Below are 20,349 nucleotides of genomic sequence, written 5' to 3'. Positions count from 1 at the left end.
TCAGGTGCCCTCCTCGGGAGCAGGCGCCGAGCGGGCATCGACGATGAGATCGCGCAGGCGCTGGTTCAGGGCGACGAAATCCGGCTCGAAGGTCATCGCGATCGAGCGCGGCCTGGCGAAGGCAACCGCACTGTCGTCGATGATGCGGCCGGGGCGGGCGCTCATCACGCAGATGCGGCTCGCCAGGAAGCCGGCCTCGCGCAGGTCGTGCGTCACGAGCAGCACGGTGGGGCGATGGGCCAGCCAGAGCTCCTGCAGGATCGCCCAGAGCTCTTCGCGCGTGAACTGGTCGAGCGCCCCGAACGGCTCGTCGAGCAGGAGCATGCGCGGCTCGTGGATCAGAGCCCGGCACAGATTGGCGCGCTGAAGCATGCCGCCCGAGAGCTGCCAGGGATATTTGCCGGCAAATCCGCTGAGGCCGACCTGCGCGAGCAGGGCATGCGCCTTGTCGCGAAAGGCGCCGCGCTTCTCTTTCGCATAGCGGGCCCGAAACGGCTGGACGATCTTCAGCGGCAGCATGATGTTCCGCTCGATCGTCAGCCAGGGCAGCATGGTCGGGTTCTGGAAGGCCATGCCGATCCGCAGCGCGTTGGCGGCGACCTCCCGGCCGCCGACGACCACAACGCCGGATGTGGGCTTCACCAGCCCGCTGACCAGCCTGAGAATGGTCGACTTGCCGCAACCCGACGGACCGACCAGAGCGAGGAACTCGCCGTCCTGAACGCGCAGGCTCGTCTGCGCCAATGCCGGGACGGCATTCGTCCCGTGTCCGAAGGTGATGCTGGCCTGCGACAGCTCGATCGCAGGAGGCCGTGGGCCGGCAGCCTGCCCTGTGAACGCGAGCGGCGCCGCAACGACGGAAAGTTTGATCTTGGCCGGGCTCATGCAGGAAAGTGCATGCAATCGTGATGCCATCTTGTATCCTGATCTTCGATCAGGCTCGGCCCGGGATTGCGGAGCGTCGAAGCGAGGCGTTAAAGACGGGCTGATTCAACCGCGGATACCGAAGCATGGCGCGCGACACGGCCGGGAAGGCATCGTCGGACAAGGTTGGGACGATCTGCCGAGCGCTGCGCCGCGCGATCATCGAGCAGGCGCTGGAGCCGGGCGCCAAGCTGCCGGAAGATGCGCTCGGCGAAAGCTTCGGGGTGAGCCGCACGATCGCACGCCACGCGCTCGGCCAGCTCGCCGCCGAAGGTCTCGTGGAATTGCGCCGCAACCGCATCGCCGTCGTCGCGACGCCGAGCTGGCAGGAAGCGCGCGACACATTCGATATCCGGATCGAGCTCGAACGCCTGGTCGTTCGTCAGCTCGCGGGCAGGCTTGGCAAGGCCCAGCTCGCGGCCTTGCGCGCCCATGTCGACGCCGAGGATGCGGTGCGCGGCGGCGCTGACGCGGTATCGATCCGCCTCGCCACGGAATTCCACATCCTGCTGGCAACCATGACCGAGAGCCCGATCCTGATCCGCTATGTCAGCGAGATCGCCTATCGGTGCTGCCTGACGCTATCGCTGTTCAGCCGGCCGCATTCCTCCGAATGCGCAATCAACGAGCACCGCCTGCTCATCGATGCGCTGGAAAAGGGCGATACGGAGCAGGTGATGAGCCTGATGCACCACCATCTCGATTCCGTCGCGGAGCGGGCTCTTGTCGCCCAGGCCAAGCCGCGCGGCCGCAACATCGTGGATATCCTGGCGCCCTATGCCGAACCGCCAGCTGTCCAGGCCATCTCGCGCAAGCGGCCGCTGAACGCAGCCGAATAGCCGCGGACATATGGGCGCTGGTGTGACAGTGCCCTCCCGACAGTTGTTTCGGACAAGCCGCACCGTGTGACACCTGCGGCCGAACGCATGCCGGTGAATTCCAGGTCTGCCGGCATCTTGCGGCGGCCCGTGCTCAGCGAGCCCGGCGGCGCGCTACTCCGGCACACAAAGTGCATGCAAGTTTTTTGCACAATTGAATGCCGGTTCCCAAGCATCCGAATGCCCACGCACAACGCCCTTGATCTCGTCTTTCGCCAAGCTGTCATTCCTGGGCGCGACGAGCCGCTCGACATCGGTGTCAGCGCCGGACGAATCGCCACGATCGCGCCACGCCTCGTCTGTGACGCACCCGCGATCGACGTCGCCGGCCGCACCGTCATCGCAGGCTTCGTCGACAGCCATGTCCATCTCGACAAGGCCTGCCTGCTCGATCGCTGCGGGCATGTTCACGGTGGGCTCGGGGATGCGATCGCGGCGGTCGCCGCGATGAAGCGCGCGTTCACGGAGGCGGATGTCTACAAGCGTGGCGCGCGCGTGATCGAGAAAGCGATCGCGAAAGGCACGACCCGCATGCGCACCCATGTCGAGGTCGATCCGCGAGCGGGCCTACGCAGCTTCACCGCCGTCAAAGCGTTGAAGGCCGATTACGCCTGGGCGCTCGATCTCTCGATTTGTGTCTTTCCCCAGGAAGGGCTCACCAATGATCCCGGAGCCGAAGAGCTGCTGATCGAGGCCCTGCGGAACGGCGCCGACCTGCTGGGCGGCTGCCCCTATACCGACACCGATCCGGCGGCGCAGATCGATCGGCTCTTCGAACTCGCGCAGGAATTCGATGTGGATCTCGACTTCCACCTGGATTTCGACCTGGACCCCAGCTGGATGCATCTTGAGGAGGTCTGCCGCCAGACCGAGCGACATGGCTGGGGCGGCCGGGTCGCGATCGGGCATGTCACCAAGCTGTCGATGGTGACACCGGAAGCGCTTGCGTCGATCGGGTGCCGGCTCGCCGAAGCGGGCATCGCGCTGACGGTGCTGCCCGCGACGGATCTTTATTTGACGGCGCGAGAGCTGACGCACGCGAAGCCGCGTGGCGTGACGCCGGCCCACTTGCTCGTCGACCAGGGCGTGATCTGCTCGGTCGCAACAAACAATGTCTTGAACCCTTTCACGCCGTTCGGCGACGCCTCCCTGCTGCGCATGGCCAATCTCTACGCCAACGTCGTCCAATGCGAGCCGCCGCTCTTCGAGCGCTGCCTCGATCTCGTCACGTCCCTTCCGGCCAGGCTCATGCGACTCGACGACTACGGCATCGCCCCTGGCAACCCCGCCGACCTCATTGTCCTCGACGCCCCCACGCCGGCTGACGCACTCGCCGAAATCGCAGAGCCCGTCATGGGCTTCAAGCACGGCCGGCTCAGCTTCGAGAGACCTTCGGCACGACTGCACGCGCTGGCGCGATGAGACCCGCAGGCGATGTGAGGCAGATAGGCATATCGGGCGCAGCCACACTCGCGGCGCGCCCGACACGTGAGCCGTTCTACCAAGCCGCTCGCTCATCAGAATGGCTCCCATCCGCTGCGAAGTTACTCGCCGGTTGCGCAAGCCTGAGCGCGCCGCTAGCGAAGCACGCCCGCAATGAAGAGACGCGAAAGTGCGCGCCGTCCCCGTATCCCAACGCAACGCGCCAGGAGCGGCCTCTGGCTTGCCGCTGGAACGAGGACCTCCGCAGCGCCGCAGCGACACGGCCGCAAGCGAGCTTCCTCGGATGTTTGAAGAACCTGCAGGCAAATGGCCAGAGATCGGCCGAAAGGTTGCAACGGGTCCGTCAGTCCTTCTACGGATCCCTCACAAGCGTGCGCACTTCGTTGGCCTCGGCGTGCGTGGGAGAACAGTTCTTGTCCCGCCCCCAAGAAGCCCTTCAAGGCCGGCACTGCCACGCTTGAGAAGCTCGCTGACGTTGGATTAAGCCTCACTTCAGCTTCGCTTTCGCTACCGGGAAATCGCGCCAGAAATGGCCGGTGCCTTTCCGGATGACCACGTCCTGCGGCAGGATGTCGAAGGGCGTGTGGGCCGGCAGAGCGCGCAGTTCCTCGAAACGCTTGGTGAAATCGGTGCCGCTGAGCAGGTCGAACAGGTCCTCGAAGCGGTCGATGACGAAATAGGTCGCCTGGAAATCGTCGATGTAATAGCCGGTGCGCAGCACGCGCTCCAGATTGAAGGCCACGTGGTGGGCGGAGGGGTCGTCCACCACGTATTTTGCCTCGCCGAAGGACGAGACGATGCCGGCGCCGTAGATGCGGATCCCCTCGGGCTTGCGGATCAGCCCGAATTCGATGGTGTACCAGTTGAGGCGGGCGAGGAACTTCACCCCCTTGGTCTCGACGGCGACGAGCCCGATGCGGCCATATTCGTTCATGTAGTCGGCATAGGCGGGATTGGTCAGCAGCGGCACGTGGCCGAAGACATCGTGGAAGACGTCGGGCTCCTCCAGATAGTCGAGCTGCTCGCGGCTGCGGATGAAGGTGCCGGCCGGAAACTGGCGGTTGGCAAGCATCTGGAAGAAGGGGCGCGACGGGATGAGCCCCGGCACCGCCACCACCTCCCAGCCGGTCAGCCGCCGAAGCCGCTCGTTCATGCGCGCGAAATTCGGCACGCCTTCGGGGCCGATGCCCAGCGCGGCGAGGCCGTCGAGATATTCCTGGCACACATGGCCCCTCAGGGTCCGCTGCTGACGCTCGAACAGCACGCGCCAAATGGCGTGGTCCTCGGGGGTGTAGCGCTCCCAGCCTTGGTCGATGATGCATTCCTCGACCGTCTGCGCGGTCAAAAGAGCATGTCCGGGCATCGCGTTCTCTCCTGAGAGCCGGCCCCAACTCCGGCTGCGGGGCTCCGCATCGCCATAACGCGCGACATGGCCTCGCAGATCCGGCAGCGCCGGGAGCGAAGCTAGAATACGCCCTTGGCGGCCGTGCGCGAAGGATGTGAAGGGTGTGAGCCGCGATCCCTCGCTGCAGGAGAGGGCGGCCGCGCTCGACTAGCAAACCAGACTGCCCAAGAGCTGGCGTTCCGAGAGTCTGAAAAGGCCCAGTCCCGGAAGCTCTACGTCACGGAGATCAACGTGCTCATCACTGCCTCGCGCGACCATGAAGAGCAGCGCATAGGTCATCGCTGCCGTCGGAGTACCGCTCGCGAATCCGACAGATGCGACGCGGAGAGGGTGCAGGACGCCGTGTCCGGCGCGCCGTATGACGGCGGCGATCGGAAACTTCATCGAATGGTTCGACTACGCGCTATATGGAGCAGCGGGCGGGCTGATCAGAACCGGCTCTGATTTGACCTCGTGCGCAAGCCCCTTGGGCCCTGGACCAGAAAGTGAGCGCCGTCGGCGTGTTTTGAACGCGACCAATCCGCCTTGTGTAATGCGCCTTAAAGGCCAATAGTCAGCGATCCATGAGTGACGCGGATAGCTTCTCGCCGTGGTTTGCCATCGCAGGTGAGGGCTTCAAGCACGTCGGTCTGGAGGGGCGAGGGGGCGGGAAAGCGGTTCATTGAACCCGAGGAGACCGGCCATGAGCGAATTCTTGAACTCGGCAGGGACGACACGTCGACGCGGCCTTTTCTTCTTGTGGTCGGCGGTCACCTTGGCCTTCGCGGGGGCTGCTGCGGTTTTGACGGCATCGCAATCCCAAGCTCAAACCAGCGGCATGGAACGACGCGGGGATCGGCGCACTGGACGGGACGTTCGACGCACTGATCGGCGTACTGGCCGCACGACGAGGCGTGAAGAGCGCCGAAACTGAGTGAGCGACCGAACTGTCGCATCGGCACTGAGCGTCCTGACCGTTCAACTCACTTGTTCGGACATGGCGCGTTGGCGAGCCCCCCGAAAGGCGAGAGCGAAAGCGCCGGGGCGAAACCATGCTTCGAACGCACTAGCGGCAAAGCCGTACTCGATAAGCCACATTCAGCCGGAAAAGCCACTGGGCGGCCGCTTCCGTCGCGGAACGCTCCAGAACGGCGGCAACTTTCGCGAACGCACTCGCTGCCGGCTTCATTGAGGCCGGCAGCGAGCCGAAGACGCGGATGCTCGCGACCAGAGCGCCGGTCCGAAAAGTGGAGTGCGATTTTTGGGAAAGCTGATTCAAAAACAAAGCGCTGCAGCATCGGACTGAATACGATATTCAGTCCGATGCTGTCAGGTCGCGCCGGCGGAATTGCTTCTGGCATCAGCGGCCGGCGGCAACGCAGCCATGCGAAAGGGCTACCCGCTCGGGCCCACCACGTTACGAGCATGCGCCCAGGCTGCCAGCGGCCTGATCTCAGAGCGCTGCAACGCGGCTCGGTCGCCGCCAGGCGTCAGCGGCGAACGCCGACCCTGTTGACACCGCCATTGCGATTTCCCGGACGAGGCGCGGTGACAGCGCCAACCCCGCCGGGCCGAGCGACCAGACGCACGCCGGGCCGCGCGATGCACCCACTGGGGTAACCGATATAGGTGCAATAAACGACGGCATTTGCGGTTTTCGTTGTCGCGGCAAGGCCAGTGAAGGCGATGCCGGCCGTGGCCATAGCGAATACGGCAAGTTTCATCTTTGTCATTTTGGGTGTCCCCAGGATTTTGAGGAAAACAAGCGCTCGCAACTATCAACCCTGTCACTATCGCAGCGGCGCGAACATTGTACCTGAGTACATGAGGTGTGCAGCACATCCAGATCAGCGCCATTCGCTCCGGCAATGTATGGAGGCGGAAGAAGATGGTGCCAACCGTCAGCACCGCTACGACGAGGAGCATCACCATCGCGACCGTGAGATAGTCCGGTATCTCACGGCGCCGTGATGCGCGGCCTTTCACGGAGCCCGTCAGGCGCATGTGCAGTGCTGCCCACGATCGAGGTAAGACGACACAAGGACCCGGAACGACGCGATTCACACCGGGTGTTGCTGCAGCCATTCCAGCAGCAACACGTAGCTGACGGCCAGAAGCACGGGCCCGACAAATAGCCCGAGGAGCCCGTCGACGATCATGCCGCCGATGACACCCATCAGAATGACCGGCATCGGCACATTCAGCCCTCTGCCGAGCATCAATGGTCTGAGAATATTATCGCCGAGACCGACGCCGATATTCCAGATCAGAAAGATGACCGCTGGCTGCGTTGCCTCGTGAATGAAGACATAGCCGACCACAGGCAGCGTCAGCAAAATCAGCGGCACCTGCATGATACCCAAGATGAGCGCAATAAGCGTCAAGGGGCCGGCTGCCTGAATTCCGATGGCGAAGAAGCCCAGGCCTAACAGCGATGACTGGATCAGAGCCACGCCAACCACGCCGAGCCCCACGCCGCGGATCGTGGCTGCGGTCAGCGTGACCAGTTGCTCCGCGCGCTCGTTGCTCCCTGTGACGCGTGTCAACAGACGATGAGCGAACGTTGCGGCCTCCTTCCCGTAGAGAATGAGCACCCCGGCAATCGCGAAGGACAGTACGAATGAGAGTTCGCCAACGGCAAGGCCACCAGCAAACGTAGCCAGCCACGCCAAGGGCCCGCTGAGCAGGTGACCGTACTTTGCCAGCGCCGCGGGCAAGTTGGAGGCGACGAGTGCCCAGATCTCCGTTAGTTTCTTGCCGATCAAGGGGGTGCCATCGAGCCATAGTGGTGGCTGTGGAATGGAAATGTCCTGGCTCTGCAAGGTCGAGATCAGCGAATAGAGCGTCGTCGCAAGCGACGTCACCGCAATCACCATCGGGCCCAGCATCAAGACGACGCCAATAAGCCCGATCAAAAGCGCCGATCCACGATTTCCCAGCCGCGGCATCAAGCGCAGATGGAGCGGATAGAGGATCACTGCGAGGATCGCCGACCAGATCAAAAGGAATGCGAAGGGAAGCACGATCCGTGCGCAGGCATAGACCAGCAGGGCAACCAGACCGACCCGAATGGCATTATCGATCATGGTCGATGAGCGACCACGGTTTGGAGCCTTCTCGTCCATCGACCTGCCCCCCGTATTGAGTTCCCTGCAAGAGCCGGCGCGATGTACGGTCGTCAGCCCAACCATTCTGGATCAGGTTGGAGTTGCGAGGAGAATGGGCTGGATCTCCGGTCGGCTCAGCGGGGCAAAAGCTCTAGATTCCTGCCCGTCAGATTGGCCGACCATCTTGGCTCTTCTGCGACGCAATACACAGTACAATGAATGTAAGCCCTGTAAACAGGGCATTGGGCCTGCCGCGGCTTTCTCACGACAGACGCAACTCTTGCGCCGGATGATGCGCGTCCGACTCGCCTAGCGGCTGACGAAAAGTCAAACGCTCTCCAACACGCTCGTCAGAGCGCCGACGGCCCCCCATCATCGTGCGGTTGTCTTAGTCTATGCGAAACGGCATCCTTGACCAGCGAATACAATCACTAGACAGTTCAGGCTTGCGGCGCCTCGCTCATGGACGCCCTCCGATTCACCGAGTGGCGGTAGTCTTTCTCGACCGGTCTGTTTGCCCAATTTTACGGGGTCTGATCCGATGGAACCCAAAGAGAAACGGCGCGCCTTTTTCTTCGCCTTCGCGCAACAATTCCGTGTGGTCGGGCCAATTCTGTCCGGAGTCGTGGTTGTCATGGCCGCGATTGGCTTGGTGATCGGACGCATCGAGGATTGGAGGATGGGCGAAGCGCTCTACTTCACGTTCGTCACCGGACTTACGATCGGTTACGGAGATTTTGCGCCCAAACATTTCAGCTCGCGCGTGCTCGCCATCTTCATTGGATTCTCCGGCATCGTTCTGACCGGGCTTGTCGCGGCAGTCAGCGTCGAGGCACTCCGCGCGACGGAGATCGATTCTATCGACAAGAAATAAGGTTCACCCCGCCAATCCCCATGCCGCAGCTTGGCCTGCCCCTGAAAAACGACCCTCCGTGAAACAGGCTTTTGAGGCTTGGCAGGATGTCGCTATGGCGCAGAAGAAGCACAAGCCCGAGGAGATCGTCGCGCTGGCGGGCTAGGCGTCCAGATAGGCCTTGACCTTGCCCTGGCGCACGGCGGCCTTGAGGGCGGCATGATCGCGCTCGGCCTGGTCGGCATAGCTCACGGAGAAATCCCCCAGGGCCTCGTCGAACTGGTCGTTCGATCCGAGATAGCCGCTGATGCCGGCAGCGTTGCCGGCGACAGCATGGGCGCGCGCCAGCACCCAGCCGCAGGCGAGGGCGTAGCTCAGGAGCAGCTCCGCGTCGAAGGTCACGACAAGCGGCTTGATCTTGGCATCACGCAACTGGCGCACATAGAACTGCTTGCCCGAAAGCTCGGCGGTGACCCAGCCAAGGAACAGATCCGACGCAGGCTGCATCAGGCGCTGCCCGACGACGACACGCTGGCCGTGCTGGGAATAGGCGCTTGTGCCGGCATAGGGCTCCAGCACCGAGGTCACCGCCTCCTTGAACTGCAGGAACAAGGGGTCGTTGCAGGACGACATCATCAGGACAACCCAGCAGCGGCGCCCGACGCTGCCGACGCCAACGACCTTGATGGCTGCGTCCACCAGATGATAGCGGTCGAGCAGGACGCGACGGTCCTCTGACAGGGTCTCCCGGTAATCGCGGAAGATCCGCTTCAACTGCTCCTCGAAATCCGGACCACGCGATCCCTCGGGATGGTAGATCAGGGGCGGCATGTCGCGAATGCGGATGCGGCCGCCCACCATGTCCGTGATCTTGGGAAAATCAGTTTCAGAGCCGTCCTGCTGGGCCGCTTTCGCGATCCGCTTCTGGATCCGGCCACGTTCTCGCGCTGGCGCCAGGGAGACGAGATCGTCACCGGTGACGCGCGCGTACCAGACGTCGAGCGGATGCATTTCCGCGTAAGTGGCAAGGTGCCTGCGGTAGCTGCGCACGCAGGCGATGGCGGTGTCACGCGCCGTCCTGGCCGGCAATCCGATCGACCGGGCTGCGAGGACGAACGAGGTCGCAAGCCGCTTGATGTCCCACTCCCAGGGGGCCGGAAGAGTCTCGTCGAAATCATTGATGTCGAAGAGGATGTTGCGTTCGGGCGTGGCAAAGCCCCCGAAATTCATCAGGTGGCAGTCGCCGCAGGCCTGCACCTGCATTCCGGTGTTCGGCGTGGTGCTGAGATCGGCCGCCATGATGCCGGCCGACCCCCGGTAGAACGCGAAGGGCGACTGCAGCATGCGCCCATAGCGGATGGGAACGAGTTCGGGAATGCGATCGGCATCGGCAGCCTGCAGGAGGGCGAGCGGGTCGGGGCGGCTTCCATTAGGCGCCCATGTCCTGTGCTGTGGGCGCGAAACGCGATCACGGAGCGCCTTCCCGGCCTTCATCCGCTCCGCCAACGACATCTCTTGCGTGAATTCGTTGGGTGGCGGCTGATTGGTAGGGATCGCGTCGGCGCTGGCGCCGTGAACGACCTCCAGCTGCGACCTCTTCGGCGACGCGAGCCTCTCCGATCTTGCAGACATGAGGCCCCCACACAGGAAATAGCCGGCGCAATCTTTGCGTAACGTACGCCTTTTTGCGCGTTCGAGAACAGGCTTTGAGGCCATGATGTCACCGAATTGTCGGATCGTGGCGCGCGCCGTCCCCTGCTGCGGGGGGCGGGCCGGGCGCGACGACCGCCGCGCCGGCCTGGGCATCCTCCGCGGCATCGGCCCCGATTTTCCGGCCCGAACCCACTTGCCCGCGGCTTGTGCTTGACGGATTGCCTAGGCCGCGCTTGTCTGCCAGCGAGGGATGGTGGAGAGCACCATGCGCCGCGAAAAGCCCAGCCCGATACGCTCCGATCCATTGGGAACCGGCCGTTTTGCGGGGGCGGTCCGGCCTCGGTCACCGGGCGCGCGCGCAATCCCACGCAGGATCGTGAATTGGCTGGGACGGGTTCTCAACGGCCGTGCCGCCCGCCCTTGGTCCGACGATCAGCGCAGCGCATCGACGGCGTTCGGGGATCCCGCTTCGACCAGGCTGGGACAATCCTTCGGCGCGGCCGCCGCCGAGCATCCCGGCCTCTCCGGCTTCAGCCTCCTGATCCACGGGCGCGAGGCCTTCATCGCCCGTCTCGCGCTTGCCGACATGGCCGAGCGCAGTCTCGACATGCAGTATTATTCCTGGGACGGCGATATCACCGGTCGGATCATCGTCGATAGCGTGATGAAGGCGGCCGATCGCGGAGTCAGGGTCCGTCTTCTCGTCGACGACGCTTTCTACAAGGCCAGCGATGCCGTCAAGGCCGCGCTCGACGCTCACCCCAATGTCGAGATCCGCCTGTTCAATCCGGTGGCAAATCGGCGCTGGTCAGCGCTTGATTACATCGTCGATTTCGGCCGGTTGAACCGCCGCATGCACAACAAGCTGATGGTTGCCGACAATGCTGCGGCGATCGTGGGCGGCCGCAATATCGGTGACATCTATTATGGCGTGAACACGATCGCCAATTATCGCGATCTGGACGTTTTGGCGGTCGGGCCCGTCGTCCGCAATCTGTCCGATGTCTTCGACCGGTTCTGGAACAGCCCGTCGGCCGTGCCGATCGCGGCGCTCGTCGAGCGCAGTTATGGCGCTGCCGATCTCGATGCCATCCTCATTCGCCTGCGCGGGGAGATCGACGCGGCCAAATACCCTTATCCGATCGACCAGGACCTCGACGAACTGGCGGCCCAGAGCGCGGAGCTTCGCGATAATCTCGTCTGGGCACAGGGCCGGGTCATCGCCGACGATCCGGAAACCATCGCGCCGGGCATCGAGAGCGACCATGTGGTTGCGTTCATCCGCGGGCGGGTCGCCGAGCTGAAGCAAGAACTGCTGGTCGAGACGCCGTATTTCGTTCTGCCCGCCAGGGCGCAGGCAACCGTCAAGGCGCTGCACCAGCGCAATGTCCGGGTGCGCGTGTTGACCAATTCGCTGGCTTCGAACGACATGCTGCCGGCGCATTCAGGCTACGCCAAGACCCGCAGGCGGCTGCTGGAGAACGGCATGGAGCTCTACGAGCTGCGCCCGGATACCGACGCCTACCGGCCGGGCTGGTCGCTCCGTTCCGGCCGGTCACCCGCAGCCTTGCACGCCAAGGCCATGGCCTTCGACCGCGAGGCTGTGTTCATCGGCAGCTTCAACCTCGATCCGCGCTCCGCCGTGATCAACACCGAAGCCGGGCTCTATATCGAGAGCCCGGAGCTGGCGGAAAGGCTGGTCGCCTACATGGCCACGGGCGTCGTGCCCGCCAACAGCTACCGCGTTCTTCTTGCCCCGAATGGCGGCATCGTCTGGGAGACGGCGCGGGATGGGCAAAGCGTCCATTATCGCGACGAGCCCGAGACCCGCTTCCGCCGGCGTCTCGGCGCGGACCTGTTGAAGCTCCTGCCGATCGACTCGCAACTCTGATGCGGTGGAAGGCCGGCTACCTCGTTGGAGCCGATTTCATACGACGGAGCAGGTCTCCTGAAGTGCGCGTAAAAGCTAGGTTGAAGTACTGCAGTAGACGTTGGCGGCGGTTTTAGTCAGGATGCTCGGCTCCCTTTGCGTATTTCAAGCTTTCGAGCTTATGCGATGGCGGTGTCAATGCAGGCTGCTTCGATGCACGGGAACGACTCGAATGCTGGCGGGCTCCGCTTCGACGTCGTCGCGGGGCTTACCGCGGCCGCCGTCGTGCTGCCCAAGGCCATGGCCTACGCCACCGTGGCGGGCCTGCCCGTACAGGTTGGTCTCTACACCTCCCTCGTGCCGATGGCCGTCTACGGATTGCTCGGCTCCTCCCGCGTACTCAGCGTCAGTTCCACCACCACGCTTGCTATCCTCACTGGCGCCCAACTCGGTGCAGTGGTCCCGGACGGCGACCCGACCAAGCTGCTCGCCGCGACGGCGACGCTGACGGCCCTGGTTGGCGCCTTGTTGCTTCTCGCCAGGCTCCTGCGCCTAGGCTTCGTCGCCAATTTCATCTCCGCGCCGGTACTCACAGGTTTCAAGGCCGGCATCGGCCTCGTAATCCTGCTGGACCAGGCGCCCAAGCTCTTCGGAGTGCACATCACAAAACAGTCCTTCTTTGCCGACATTCTGAGCGTCGTGCGCGCGCTTCCGGAGGCGTCACTGCTGACTGTCGCGGTAGCGGCGGCGACTGTGATCGTCCTGATCGGGATGGAGCTTCTCAAGCCGCATTCGCCCGCCCCCCTCATCGCAGTGGCCGGCGCGATCGCAGCCTCGTGGATCTTTCACCTGGGCGCTCAGGGCGTCTCTACCGTGGGGCATATACCGCAGGGCCTTCCGTCGTTGACGCTTCCCAATCTTGCGCTCGCACTGCAACTGCTGCCGGGAGCGTTCGGGATTGCCCTGATGAGTTTCACCGAAACCATTGCGGCTGGCCGGGCTTTTGTTCGCCCTCGCGATCCTCCGATCAATGCCAATCGAGAGTTGGTGGCGACAGGCGCAGCCAATCTCGTCGGCTCCTTGCTTGGCGCGATGCCGGGCGGCGGCGGCACGTCGCAAACGGGCGTTGTTCGCGCAGCGGGCGGGCGAACACAGGCGGCCTCGCTGGTGACTGCGGCGGCAGCTCTTGCAACCATGCTCCTGTTCGCGCCTTTGCTCGGCCTCCTGCCGAACGCCACGCTGGCAGCCATCGTCATCGTCTACTCAATTCCCCTTATCCAGCCGGCGGAGTTCAACGCCATTCGCCGAGTGCGCACGATGGAGTTCCGCTGGGCGATTGTCGCAACCCTTGGCGTCCTGATCTTTGGAACCCTTCAGGGTATTGTCATCGCGGTCATCCTGTCGCTGATCGGACTGGCCAGCCAGACTTTCCACCCCCGGGTTACGGTGATCGGCCGCAAGCGTGGAGCCGACGTGCTCCGCCCTCTTGGACCTGAAAACCCCGATGACGAAACCTTCGAGGGATTGTTGATCGTGCGGCCGGAAGGGCGGCTCTTCTTCATCAATGCACAGGATGTGGTTGATCAGATCGCCGCTCTCGTTGGTCAGCATAAGCCGCGGGTCCTCGCGCTCGACCTCAGCCGCGTTCCGGACATCGAGTATTCGGCCCTCCAGATGCTGCTGGAAGGCGAGAGACGGATGGCAGAACAGGCTGTCACAGTCTGGTTCGTGGGCCTGAACCCTGGTGCGCTCGAGGTCATTCGCCATGCAGGCCTGGACACGTTGCTTGGCCCAGACCGGTTGCTCTTCAACGCACGCGGTGCCATCGAACGCTACACGGCGCTGAACTCGCTAACCGTCAACGCTGCCGGGTTGGTTCCTGAGCCAAAAGCGTGAGAGGCCGCTTTCCAATCGGCTTTGTTGACACCATCCTGAAGCTACATCGGTTCCAGCGATGCAATCCATCGGGCCACGGAGCTACAGCGGAAGGCGCATTCACCGGCCGGCAATCGGAGAATTTCGAAGGACCAGTTCAAACGATGCGCAGAGGACGATCCTCCGCAACAAGCTCCTCGCAGGTGGGCCGCTGAGAAATTGGCAAGCTCGGGCCGGGACGCCGATGCCTGTTCGGACGACTTTGCCAGGGGCACGGTCGATCCCGAGCGCAGTGACCTGTTCAGCAAAATCCGCAAGGACTTTGACGCCGCGGGCGTTGCCCAATCGGACGAGCAAATCCTGCGCATCATGACCAAACTCATGCTCAAAGGGGGGGAACTTCATGCCAACAACGCTGCGAGGTTCCCGCGATGCCGCAGCGGTGATGCTCACGCGCGATCTCCCGTCGCGCTGAGGTCGGCTGTCGATTGCCCGTATAGCGCTACGGGATGCTAACCTGATGAACGGAATGGCATGGCCGACTGCAGGCCACTAAGCGCTTTTGGGCCAGGCAAAATTCAGACACGGCGACAGCCCGCGTATTGCCAAGCCGACGTCCGTAGAGCTCGACATGCCCCCTTCTGGCTGTTGAACTGAGCTCGAACCAGAATGCCTGAAAGCGGACATGGTCAGAGTCCGGAAAGGGCCATTAGCGGCGCTGCCTTCCCGGATCGTTGCAAAAAATTGGTTGCGCTTCGGTTCTGCCGAGCGGCGTGATTGCCAATTCTGTGGCTGGCCCCAGTCCCGGCGTTATGCACGGGTTTGGTTGCCGGCGCTCATCAGCCACACTCGCGGCGCGCCCGACACGATTCGAACGTGTGACCTTTGCCTCTTCGGGCATGTGCTCCTTCGCAAAATCCCGCATTGCCGAAGCGGCGGGGATCGGCTATCCAGCCTTCACGGTTAGCGCCCGTAGCTCAGCTGGATAGAGCGTTGCCCTCCGAAGGCAAAGGTCACACGTTCGAATCGTGTCGGGCGCGCCATTTTTGGAATCTCGCGGGTTCTCGCGAGTTTCTGCCTTAGCCCCTCATCTTGGCGATCATCGGAGACCCCTGCTGTCGCAGCTGGCAGGGGGGCGCATGGCTGAGATTCGCAGGACGGGGGCGGTTGGCAAGCAAGGTCAGGCGTGCAGGCAACCCTGCGGCAACCAGGCGATTCCTTGAGAAGGCAGGGGTTTCGCACGGGCCCGAGCGCCGGAGGCGGAGAGCGACACGGCCGCGCTGTCTCTAGCCCCGTGACCTTCACGATGACGGCGAGCGCCCTTCTGCGGCGTTATCAGGCGGAGGCGAAAGCCGCCAAACGCAGCGCAGCGTATGAGCGCTCGCGCATCAGCTCCGTCGCCTGCGGCAGCAGCTCATCAATTCAAACCCGCTTGTAGATGTCCTCGATGCGGACGATGTCGTCTTCGCCCAGATAGGAGCCGACCTGCACCTCGATGATCTCGAGCGGGATCTTGCCTGGATTGGCCATGCGGTGGGTGCAGCCGATCGGCAGGTAGATCGACTCGTTCTCGTGCACGACGAGGGTTTCCTCGTCGCGCGTCACCTCGGCCGTGCCGCGCACCACGACCCAGTGCTCGGCCCGGTGGAAATGCTTCTGGAGCGAGAGAACGCCACCGGACTTGACCGTGATGCGCTTGACCTGATGGCGCGAACCCAGATCGATCGAGAGATATTTGCCCCAGGGCCGGTGAACTTCGCGATGGGCACCGGCCTCCGCCTCGCCGTTGGACGCGATCATGGCCACGACGTCCTTGACCTTGTCGGCCTTCGCCTTCGGCATCACCAATATGGCGTCGCGCGTGGCGATGACGGCGACATCGTCGAGGCCGACCACGGCGACGAGGGCCTCCTCGGAGCGAACGAGGTTGTTCGCGCCATCCACGACATAGCCCCTGCCTTCGACGACATTGCCGCATTTTCCCTTATCGGAAAGGTCCCAGATCGCAGCCCAGCCGGCGACATCCGACCAGCCGAAATGACCGGCGATCACCGCTGCCTTCGTCGTCCGCTCCATGACGGCATAGTCGATCGAGATCTTCAGCGCCCTGGCGAAGGCGCCGGTGTCGAGCACCCGGAAGCCGAGATCGCTCGTGCTCTTCGCGACGGCCTCACGCGCCGCGCGGATGACACCCGGCGCGAAAATCTCGAGCTCGGCCCGCATCGTGGCCGCATCGAAGATGAGGTTGCCGGAATTCCAGAGATAGCCGTCCGCGAGACAGCGGGCAGCCTGCACGGCATCGGGCTTCTCGACGAAAGCCTCGACCTGGCGGGCGTCATCGGTGATTTCCGCTCCGGGCCGGATATAGCCGTACTGCGACGCCGGATAGGTCGGCGGTATCCCGATCGTCACGATGCGCCCCTGTGCGGCCACCTTGGCAGCCCTGGCGCAAGTCTCGACGAAAAGCGCGCCATCCTGCACGACATGATCTGCCGCGAAGACGCCGACAATGGCTGCGCCGTCGCGCGCAAGGCCGAGCTCGACCGCGATCGCCACGGCGGGAGCGGAGTCACGTCTGACGGGCTCGAGCACGATCTCGGCCTGCACGCCGATCGCCTGCAACTGATCCGCGACGGTGAACCGGTATTCCGAGCTGGTCACGACGATCGGCTTGTCGAAGACCGCCTTATCGGAGAGAAGCTGAACCGCCCGTTGGAAAGTCGATTCCTGGCCGAAGAGCGGGATGAACTGCTTCGGCATCGTGTCGCGCGCGATCGGCCATAGGCCGATTCCGACTCCTCCGCACATCACAACGGGGATGATCTTCTGCGACATGGATTCACGCTCCTCGAAGTCGCTGATCAACGGCAGGTATTTCTGGGAATGACTGTTATTCGCGCGTCCGACCAGGCTGAGCTGCCAAGCTAGCATGCGTCATATCTCGGCGAATAGCTCACTCCATTGACCTACTCCTTGCGGTAGGGCTTGACGCAGCGGGAAACAGCCGGGCCACGGCAAAAGGCCCGATCCGCCGGCACGAGCAGCCGGCAGAGTCGGGCCTCTGCGATCTTTCAGCCGCTTCCGGGCAGCTTTCGGGCCGATGCCCGTTCAAGCCGCCGCCGGCCTCACTCCTCCCTGAGGCCCGAACGCACGGAATCCATCAGGGGCTGCATCAGATAGGCAAGGGCGGTGCGCTCGCCTGTCGGCACGAAGACCTCGGCCGGCATGCCGGGCTTGAGTTTCGAACGGATCTTCGGGGGGAAGCCCGAGGCCGAAACACTGACGCGCAGCTCATAGACCATCTGCTGGGAGACATCGTCGCGCAGCGCATCGGCCGCTACGGACTTGACCTCGCCGACGGTGAAGGGCGTCGCCCGTCCCTTGAACGAGGGCAGGCGCACCTCGGCCGCCATGCCGGGGCGGAGGCTGTTCACGTCCATCGGCGAGATCTTGGCGGTGACGACGAGATCGTCGTCCTGGGGCACGATTTCCATCATGGTCTCGCCCGGCTTCACCACCGCTCCGACCGTATGGACCTTCGACGCCACGACCCGGCCGGCGCGCGGGGCGCGGACTTCCGCACGCGCCAGCACATCCTCGGCGATGCGCAGCTTCTCGCGGGCATCGGCGAGCCTGACCCGGCAGTCCGCGACCTTCGTCGATGCCTCTTCCGCGGCCTTGAAGCCGATCTGGCTCATCTGGAGCCGGATTTCGTCATTGGCCACGGACAGGCGCGCGAGATCCGCATTCAGCGAGCCGATGCGGCCCTCGAGTTCGGTCAGCGACCGGCGCAGCGGGTTGATGCGCGTCGCCGCGATGTAGCCCTGATCGGCGAGAGGCCGCAGCTTGGTGAGTTCGTCGTTGATGCTGGCCGCCTGGGTCGTCGCAGAATTGCGCTGCGCCTCGGTCGATTCATATTGCTTCCGGGATTGCGTCAGACGCTCTCCCAGAATGGAGACCTCCATCTTCTGGGCCGAGACGCGCTCCTTGAAGAGGCGTTCCTGGTCGAGCACGATCCGGCGCGCCTCCTTGCTCTCGCCGGCCTCGGTCAGTTCATTCGAGAAGGCGATGCGGTCGAGCTGGTCGATCTGTGCGGTAAGCCGCGCTTCCTCGCCCAAAGCCTGGAGGACGCCGAGCCGCGCCACGCTGCGCTGCGCGGCGGCATGCGTGGCGTCGAGCCGCAACAGCACCTCGCCGGCGCGAACCTCGGAACCGTCACGCACCGCGACAGCCTCGACGATGCCTCCCTCGAGATGCTGGACCGCTTTCCGGTCGCTCTCCACGACGACGCTGCCATGGGCCACGACGGCGCTGTCGAGGCGGGCGGTCGCCGCCCAGGCTCCTCCGGCCCCCAATGCAACGGCGACGACGATGTAGCCCTTCTGAACAGGGGTCCGCCAATCGCCGCCTGCTTCGGCAGGCGTTCGCGCCAGCAGGATCATGCGCCGTGCCCCGACAAGGGCGGGCTCGAGGCGCCGGCGCCATCGCGTGGCGTGGAGCGACAGCTTCTTCGCGATATTCATCGACAGTTTCATCGACGCGCCCACCTCGCCACGGAATGCGGCTCCAATCGTCGTACCGCTCCACCCTGAGGCGGCCGAACGCGCGGCCCGACGCCCGGCTGCAGCAGCACGGGCAGGATCTCGTCGCGCAGGCCGACCCTGACGGCCTGGCCCTTCTGCATGAGGATGATCTTGTCGACCTGGGACAGAAGCTGCGGGCGATGCGTGATCACCACGACGATGGCGCCCGCGGCGCGCAGGCCCGATAGGGCGCGGGCGAGCGCGGCATCGCCATCCGTGTCAAGATTGGCGTTGGGCTCGTCGAGCACGACCAGTGCGGGCTGGCCGTAGAGCGCTCGCGCCAGGCCGATCCGCTGCCGCTGTCCCCCGGACAGGATCGCTCCATCGTCGCCGATCTGCGTCGTGTAGCCGGCCGGAAAGTTCTGGATGAGGTCATGCGCCGAGGCGGCCGAGGCGGCGGCGACGGCGGCATCGTCGGTGGCGGCGGGATCGAAGCGGGTGATGTTGTCGCGCACGCTTCCGGCGAACAGTTCGACATCCTGAGGCAGGTAGCCGAAGATCCGGCCGCGCTGCTCGTCGGAAAAATGCCGGATGTCGTTGCCGTCGAGACGCACGACGCCCTGGTCGGGGTTCCAGACACCGACAAGCGCGCGGGCCAGGGAGGATTTCCCGGAGCCGGTCAGCCCGACGACTGCCGCGACCTCGCCCGGCTCCACCTCGAACGAGACATTTTGCAGAAGCAGCGCTTGTCCGTTTGGAGCGCGCACGCTCAGGCCCTCGACGCGCAAGGGGCCCGCCGGGTGGGGGAGCGTCATGACCTCGCTGCCGGCAGAGGCGGGCTTCAAGGCCGTTCCGAGCCGGTGGAACGCGCTTCGCGCGGACACGAAACTCTTCCACTGGCCGACGGCGCCCTCGATCGGCGCCAGGGCCCGCCCCATGATCAGGGAGGCGGCGAAGATCGCGCCCGCCGCGATGTTCTGGTGGATGGCGAGATAGGCGCCGACGCCAAGCACGGCGCATTGGAGGACGAGCCGCAGCAGCTTCGTCGCTGCGAGCAGCGTCCCGCCCCAATCGGCGGCGATCGTATGATAAGCGAGGGCCCTGCGCTGCCGATGCCGCCATTCGCCGCGGATGGCCTGTGCCATACCCATCGCCTGGATGACTTCGGCATTCCGGAGGGAGGCGGCGAGGCGCTCGCTGGCGCCGTGGCCCAGTTCCGCCGCACGAACCAGGGAATTCTTCGTGACGCGCTCGTTCAGCAGGGCGACGCCGAGGATCGCGGCGGCGCCGACGGTGGCAACGAGGCCGATCGCCGGATGAAGGATGAAGCAGAGGCCGAGATAGATCGGAATCCAGGGCGCATCCATCAGTGCCGGCACGAGACTGCCGGACAATGTCGCGCGCAGGGTTTCGACATCGCGGATGGGCAAGATGTGCTGCGAGCCCTTGGCCTCCAACGCACCGCGAAACGCGGCCTCGAATGCCGGCTCGGACAGCGCCCGGTCCACGCACAGGCCGAGCTGGACGAGCGCGCGGCTGCGGAAATGCTCGAGCGCGGCATAGGCCGCAAACAAGGCAAGGACGATCAGCGAGAGCATGACGAGCGTCGTGCCGTTCCGGCTCGTCAGCACCCGGTCATAGATCTGCATCGTATAGAGGGGGGAAACGAAGACGAAGAGATTGAGGACGAAGGAAAGCCCGAAAAGCGAAGCGAATGCGGGCGTCAGACTGCGGACCGTTTGCGAAAGCATCTTCGTCGGTTTCCTTGCAGCGATGGGAATTTCAGGAGGAGCCGGACCGACGAATGCCGATCCGGAAGGGCGGCGAAGGATCGCCGCC

General features: G+C 64.2%; 14 protein-coding genes and 1 tRNA gene. 7 read left to right on the top strand and 8 right to left on the bottom strand.

What is annotated here, in order from left to right:
• Nucleotides 1-885: an ABC transporter ATP-binding protein gene (locus NWE53_RS21215; RefSeq protein WP_442865046.1), complete on the bottom strand. Its 885-nt coding sequence runs from the start codon at nucleotides 883-885 to the stop codon at nucleotides 1-3.
• A 125-nt stretch (nucleotides 886-1,010) separates the two neighbouring features.
• Between NWE53_RS21215 and NWE53_RS21210 the strand changes: the two genes are divergently transcribed.
• Nucleotides 1,011-1,763: a GntR family transcriptional regulator gene (locus NWE53_RS21210; RefSeq protein ID WP_265051329.1), complete on the top strand. Its 753-nt coding sequence runs from the start codon at nucleotides 1,011-1,013 to the stop codon at nucleotides 1,761-1,763.
• A 219-nt stretch (nucleotides 1,764-1,982) separates the two neighbouring features.
• Nucleotides 1,983-3,224: an amidohydrolase family protein gene (locus NWE53_RS21205; protein WP_265051328.1), complete on the top strand. Its 1,242-nt coding sequence runs from the start codon at nucleotides 1,983-1,985 to the stop codon at nucleotides 3,222-3,224.
• A gap of 508 nt (nucleotides 3,225-3,732) precedes the next feature.
• Here the strand turns inward: NWE53_RS21205 and phhA are convergent.
• From phhA to NWE53_RS21190, 3 genes are all read right to left on the bottom strand, one after another.
• Nucleotides 3,733-4,608 (bottom strand): phenylalanine 4-monooxygenase, encoded by an 876-nt coding sequence (gene phhA, locus NWE53_RS21200; RefSeq protein ID WP_265051327.1) that lies wholly within the window; start codon nucleotides 4,606-4,608, stop codon nucleotides 3,733-3,735.
• A gap of 1,511 nt (nucleotides 4,609-6,119) precedes the next feature.
• Nucleotides 6,120-6,362 (bottom strand): hypothetical protein, encoded by a 243-nt coding sequence (locus NWE53_RS21195; RefSeq protein WP_442864865.1) that lies wholly within the window; start codon nucleotides 6,360-6,362, stop codon nucleotides 6,120-6,122.
• 327 nt (nucleotides 6,363-6,689) lie between these two features.
• Nucleotides 6,690-7,754, bottom strand: coding sequence for an AI-2E family transporter (locus NWE53_RS21190; RefSeq protein ID WP_265051326.1), 1,065 nt, complete (start codon nucleotides 7,752-7,754; stop codon nucleotides 6,690-6,692).
• Between the two features lie 523 nt (nucleotides 7,755-8,277).
• Between NWE53_RS21190 and NWE53_RS21185 the strand changes: the two genes are divergently transcribed.
• Nucleotides 8,278-8,610 (top strand): potassium channel family protein, encoded by a 333-nt coding sequence (locus tag NWE53_RS21185; RefSeq protein ID WP_265051325.1) that lies wholly within the window; start codon nucleotides 8,278-8,280, stop codon nucleotides 8,608-8,610.
• Between the two features lie 141 nt (nucleotides 8,611-8,751).
• On the opposite strand, the gene NWE53_RS21180 is transcribed toward NWE53_RS21185, so the two are convergent.
• Nucleotides 8,752-10,083 (bottom strand): DUF2252 domain-containing protein, encoded by a 1,332-nt coding sequence (locus tag NWE53_RS21180; protein ID WP_265051324.1) that lies wholly within the window; start codon nucleotides 10,081-10,083, stop codon nucleotides 8,752-8,754.
• Between the two features lie 535 nt (nucleotides 10,084-10,618).
• Here NWE53_RS21180 and NWE53_RS21175 point away from each other — a divergent pair.
• The 4 genes from NWE53_RS21175 to NWE53_RS21160 all read left to right on the top strand — a co-directional run bounded on the left by NWE53_RS21175 (nucleotide 10,619) and on the right by NWE53_RS21160 (nucleotide 15,030).
• Nucleotides 10,619-12,133: a phospholipase D family protein gene (locus NWE53_RS21175; RefSeq protein WP_265051323.1), complete on the top strand. Its 1,515-nt coding sequence runs from the start codon at nucleotides 10,619-10,621 to the stop codon at nucleotides 12,131-12,133.
• 177 nt (nucleotides 12,134-12,310) lie between these two features.
• The gene (locus NWE53_RS21170; RefSeq protein WP_265054972.1) at nucleotides 12,311-14,008 is read left to right on the top strand and encodes a SulP family inorganic anion transporter; all 1,698 of its coding nucleotides are present in this window, start codon (nucleotides 12,311-12,313) and stop codon (nucleotides 14,006-14,008) included.
• Between the two features lie 198 nt (nucleotides 14,009-14,206).
• A complete protein-coding gene (locus NWE53_RS21165) occupies nucleotides 14,207-14,503 on the top strand; it encodes a hypothetical protein (protein ID WP_265051322.1) in 297 nt (98 codons plus the stop codon).
• Nucleotides 14,504-14,953: 450 nt separating this feature from the next.
• A tRNA-Arg gene (locus tag NWE53_RS21160) sits at nucleotides 14,954-15,030 on the top strand.
• A 379-nt stretch (nucleotides 15,031-15,409) separates the two neighbouring features.
• Here the strand turns inward: NWE53_RS21160 and NWE53_RS21155 are convergent.
• The 3 genes from NWE53_RS21155 to NWE53_RS21145 all read right to left on the bottom strand — a co-directional run bounded on the left by NWE53_RS21155 (nucleotide 15,410) and on the right by NWE53_RS21145 (nucleotide 20,261).
• Nucleotides 15,410-16,822, bottom strand: coding sequence for a mannose-1-phosphate guanylyltransferase/mannose-6-phosphate isomerase (locus tag NWE53_RS21155; protein ID WP_265051321.1), 1,413 nt, complete (start codon nucleotides 16,820-16,822; stop codon nucleotides 15,410-15,412).
• Nucleotides 16,823-17,112: 290 nt separating this feature from the next.
• Complete coding sequence (locus NWE53_RS21150) at nucleotides 17,113-18,522, bottom strand: HlyD family type I secretion periplasmic adaptor subunit (RefSeq protein ID WP_265051320.1); 1,410 nt, start codon at nucleotides 18,520-18,522, stop codon at nucleotides 17,113-17,115.
• Complete coding sequence (locus NWE53_RS21145) at nucleotides 18,519-20,261, bottom strand: type I secretion system permease/ATPase (RefSeq protein WP_265051319.1); 1,743 nt, start codon at nucleotides 20,259-20,261, stop codon at nucleotides 18,519-18,521. The genes NWE53_RS21150 and NWE53_RS21145 overlap by 4 nt, the downstream gene beginning before the upstream one ends.
• Nucleotides 20,262-20,349: the final 88 nt, after the last annotated feature.

Origin of the sequence: Bosea sp. NBC_00550 (assembly GCF_026020075.1) — a bacterium.
Lineage (GTDB): Bacteria > Pseudomonadota > Alphaproteobacteria > Rhizobiales > Beijerinckiaceae > Allobosea.
The sequence above is the reverse complement of the archived record's forward strand: the minus strand, read 5'-3'. Positions and strand labels throughout refer to the sequence as shown.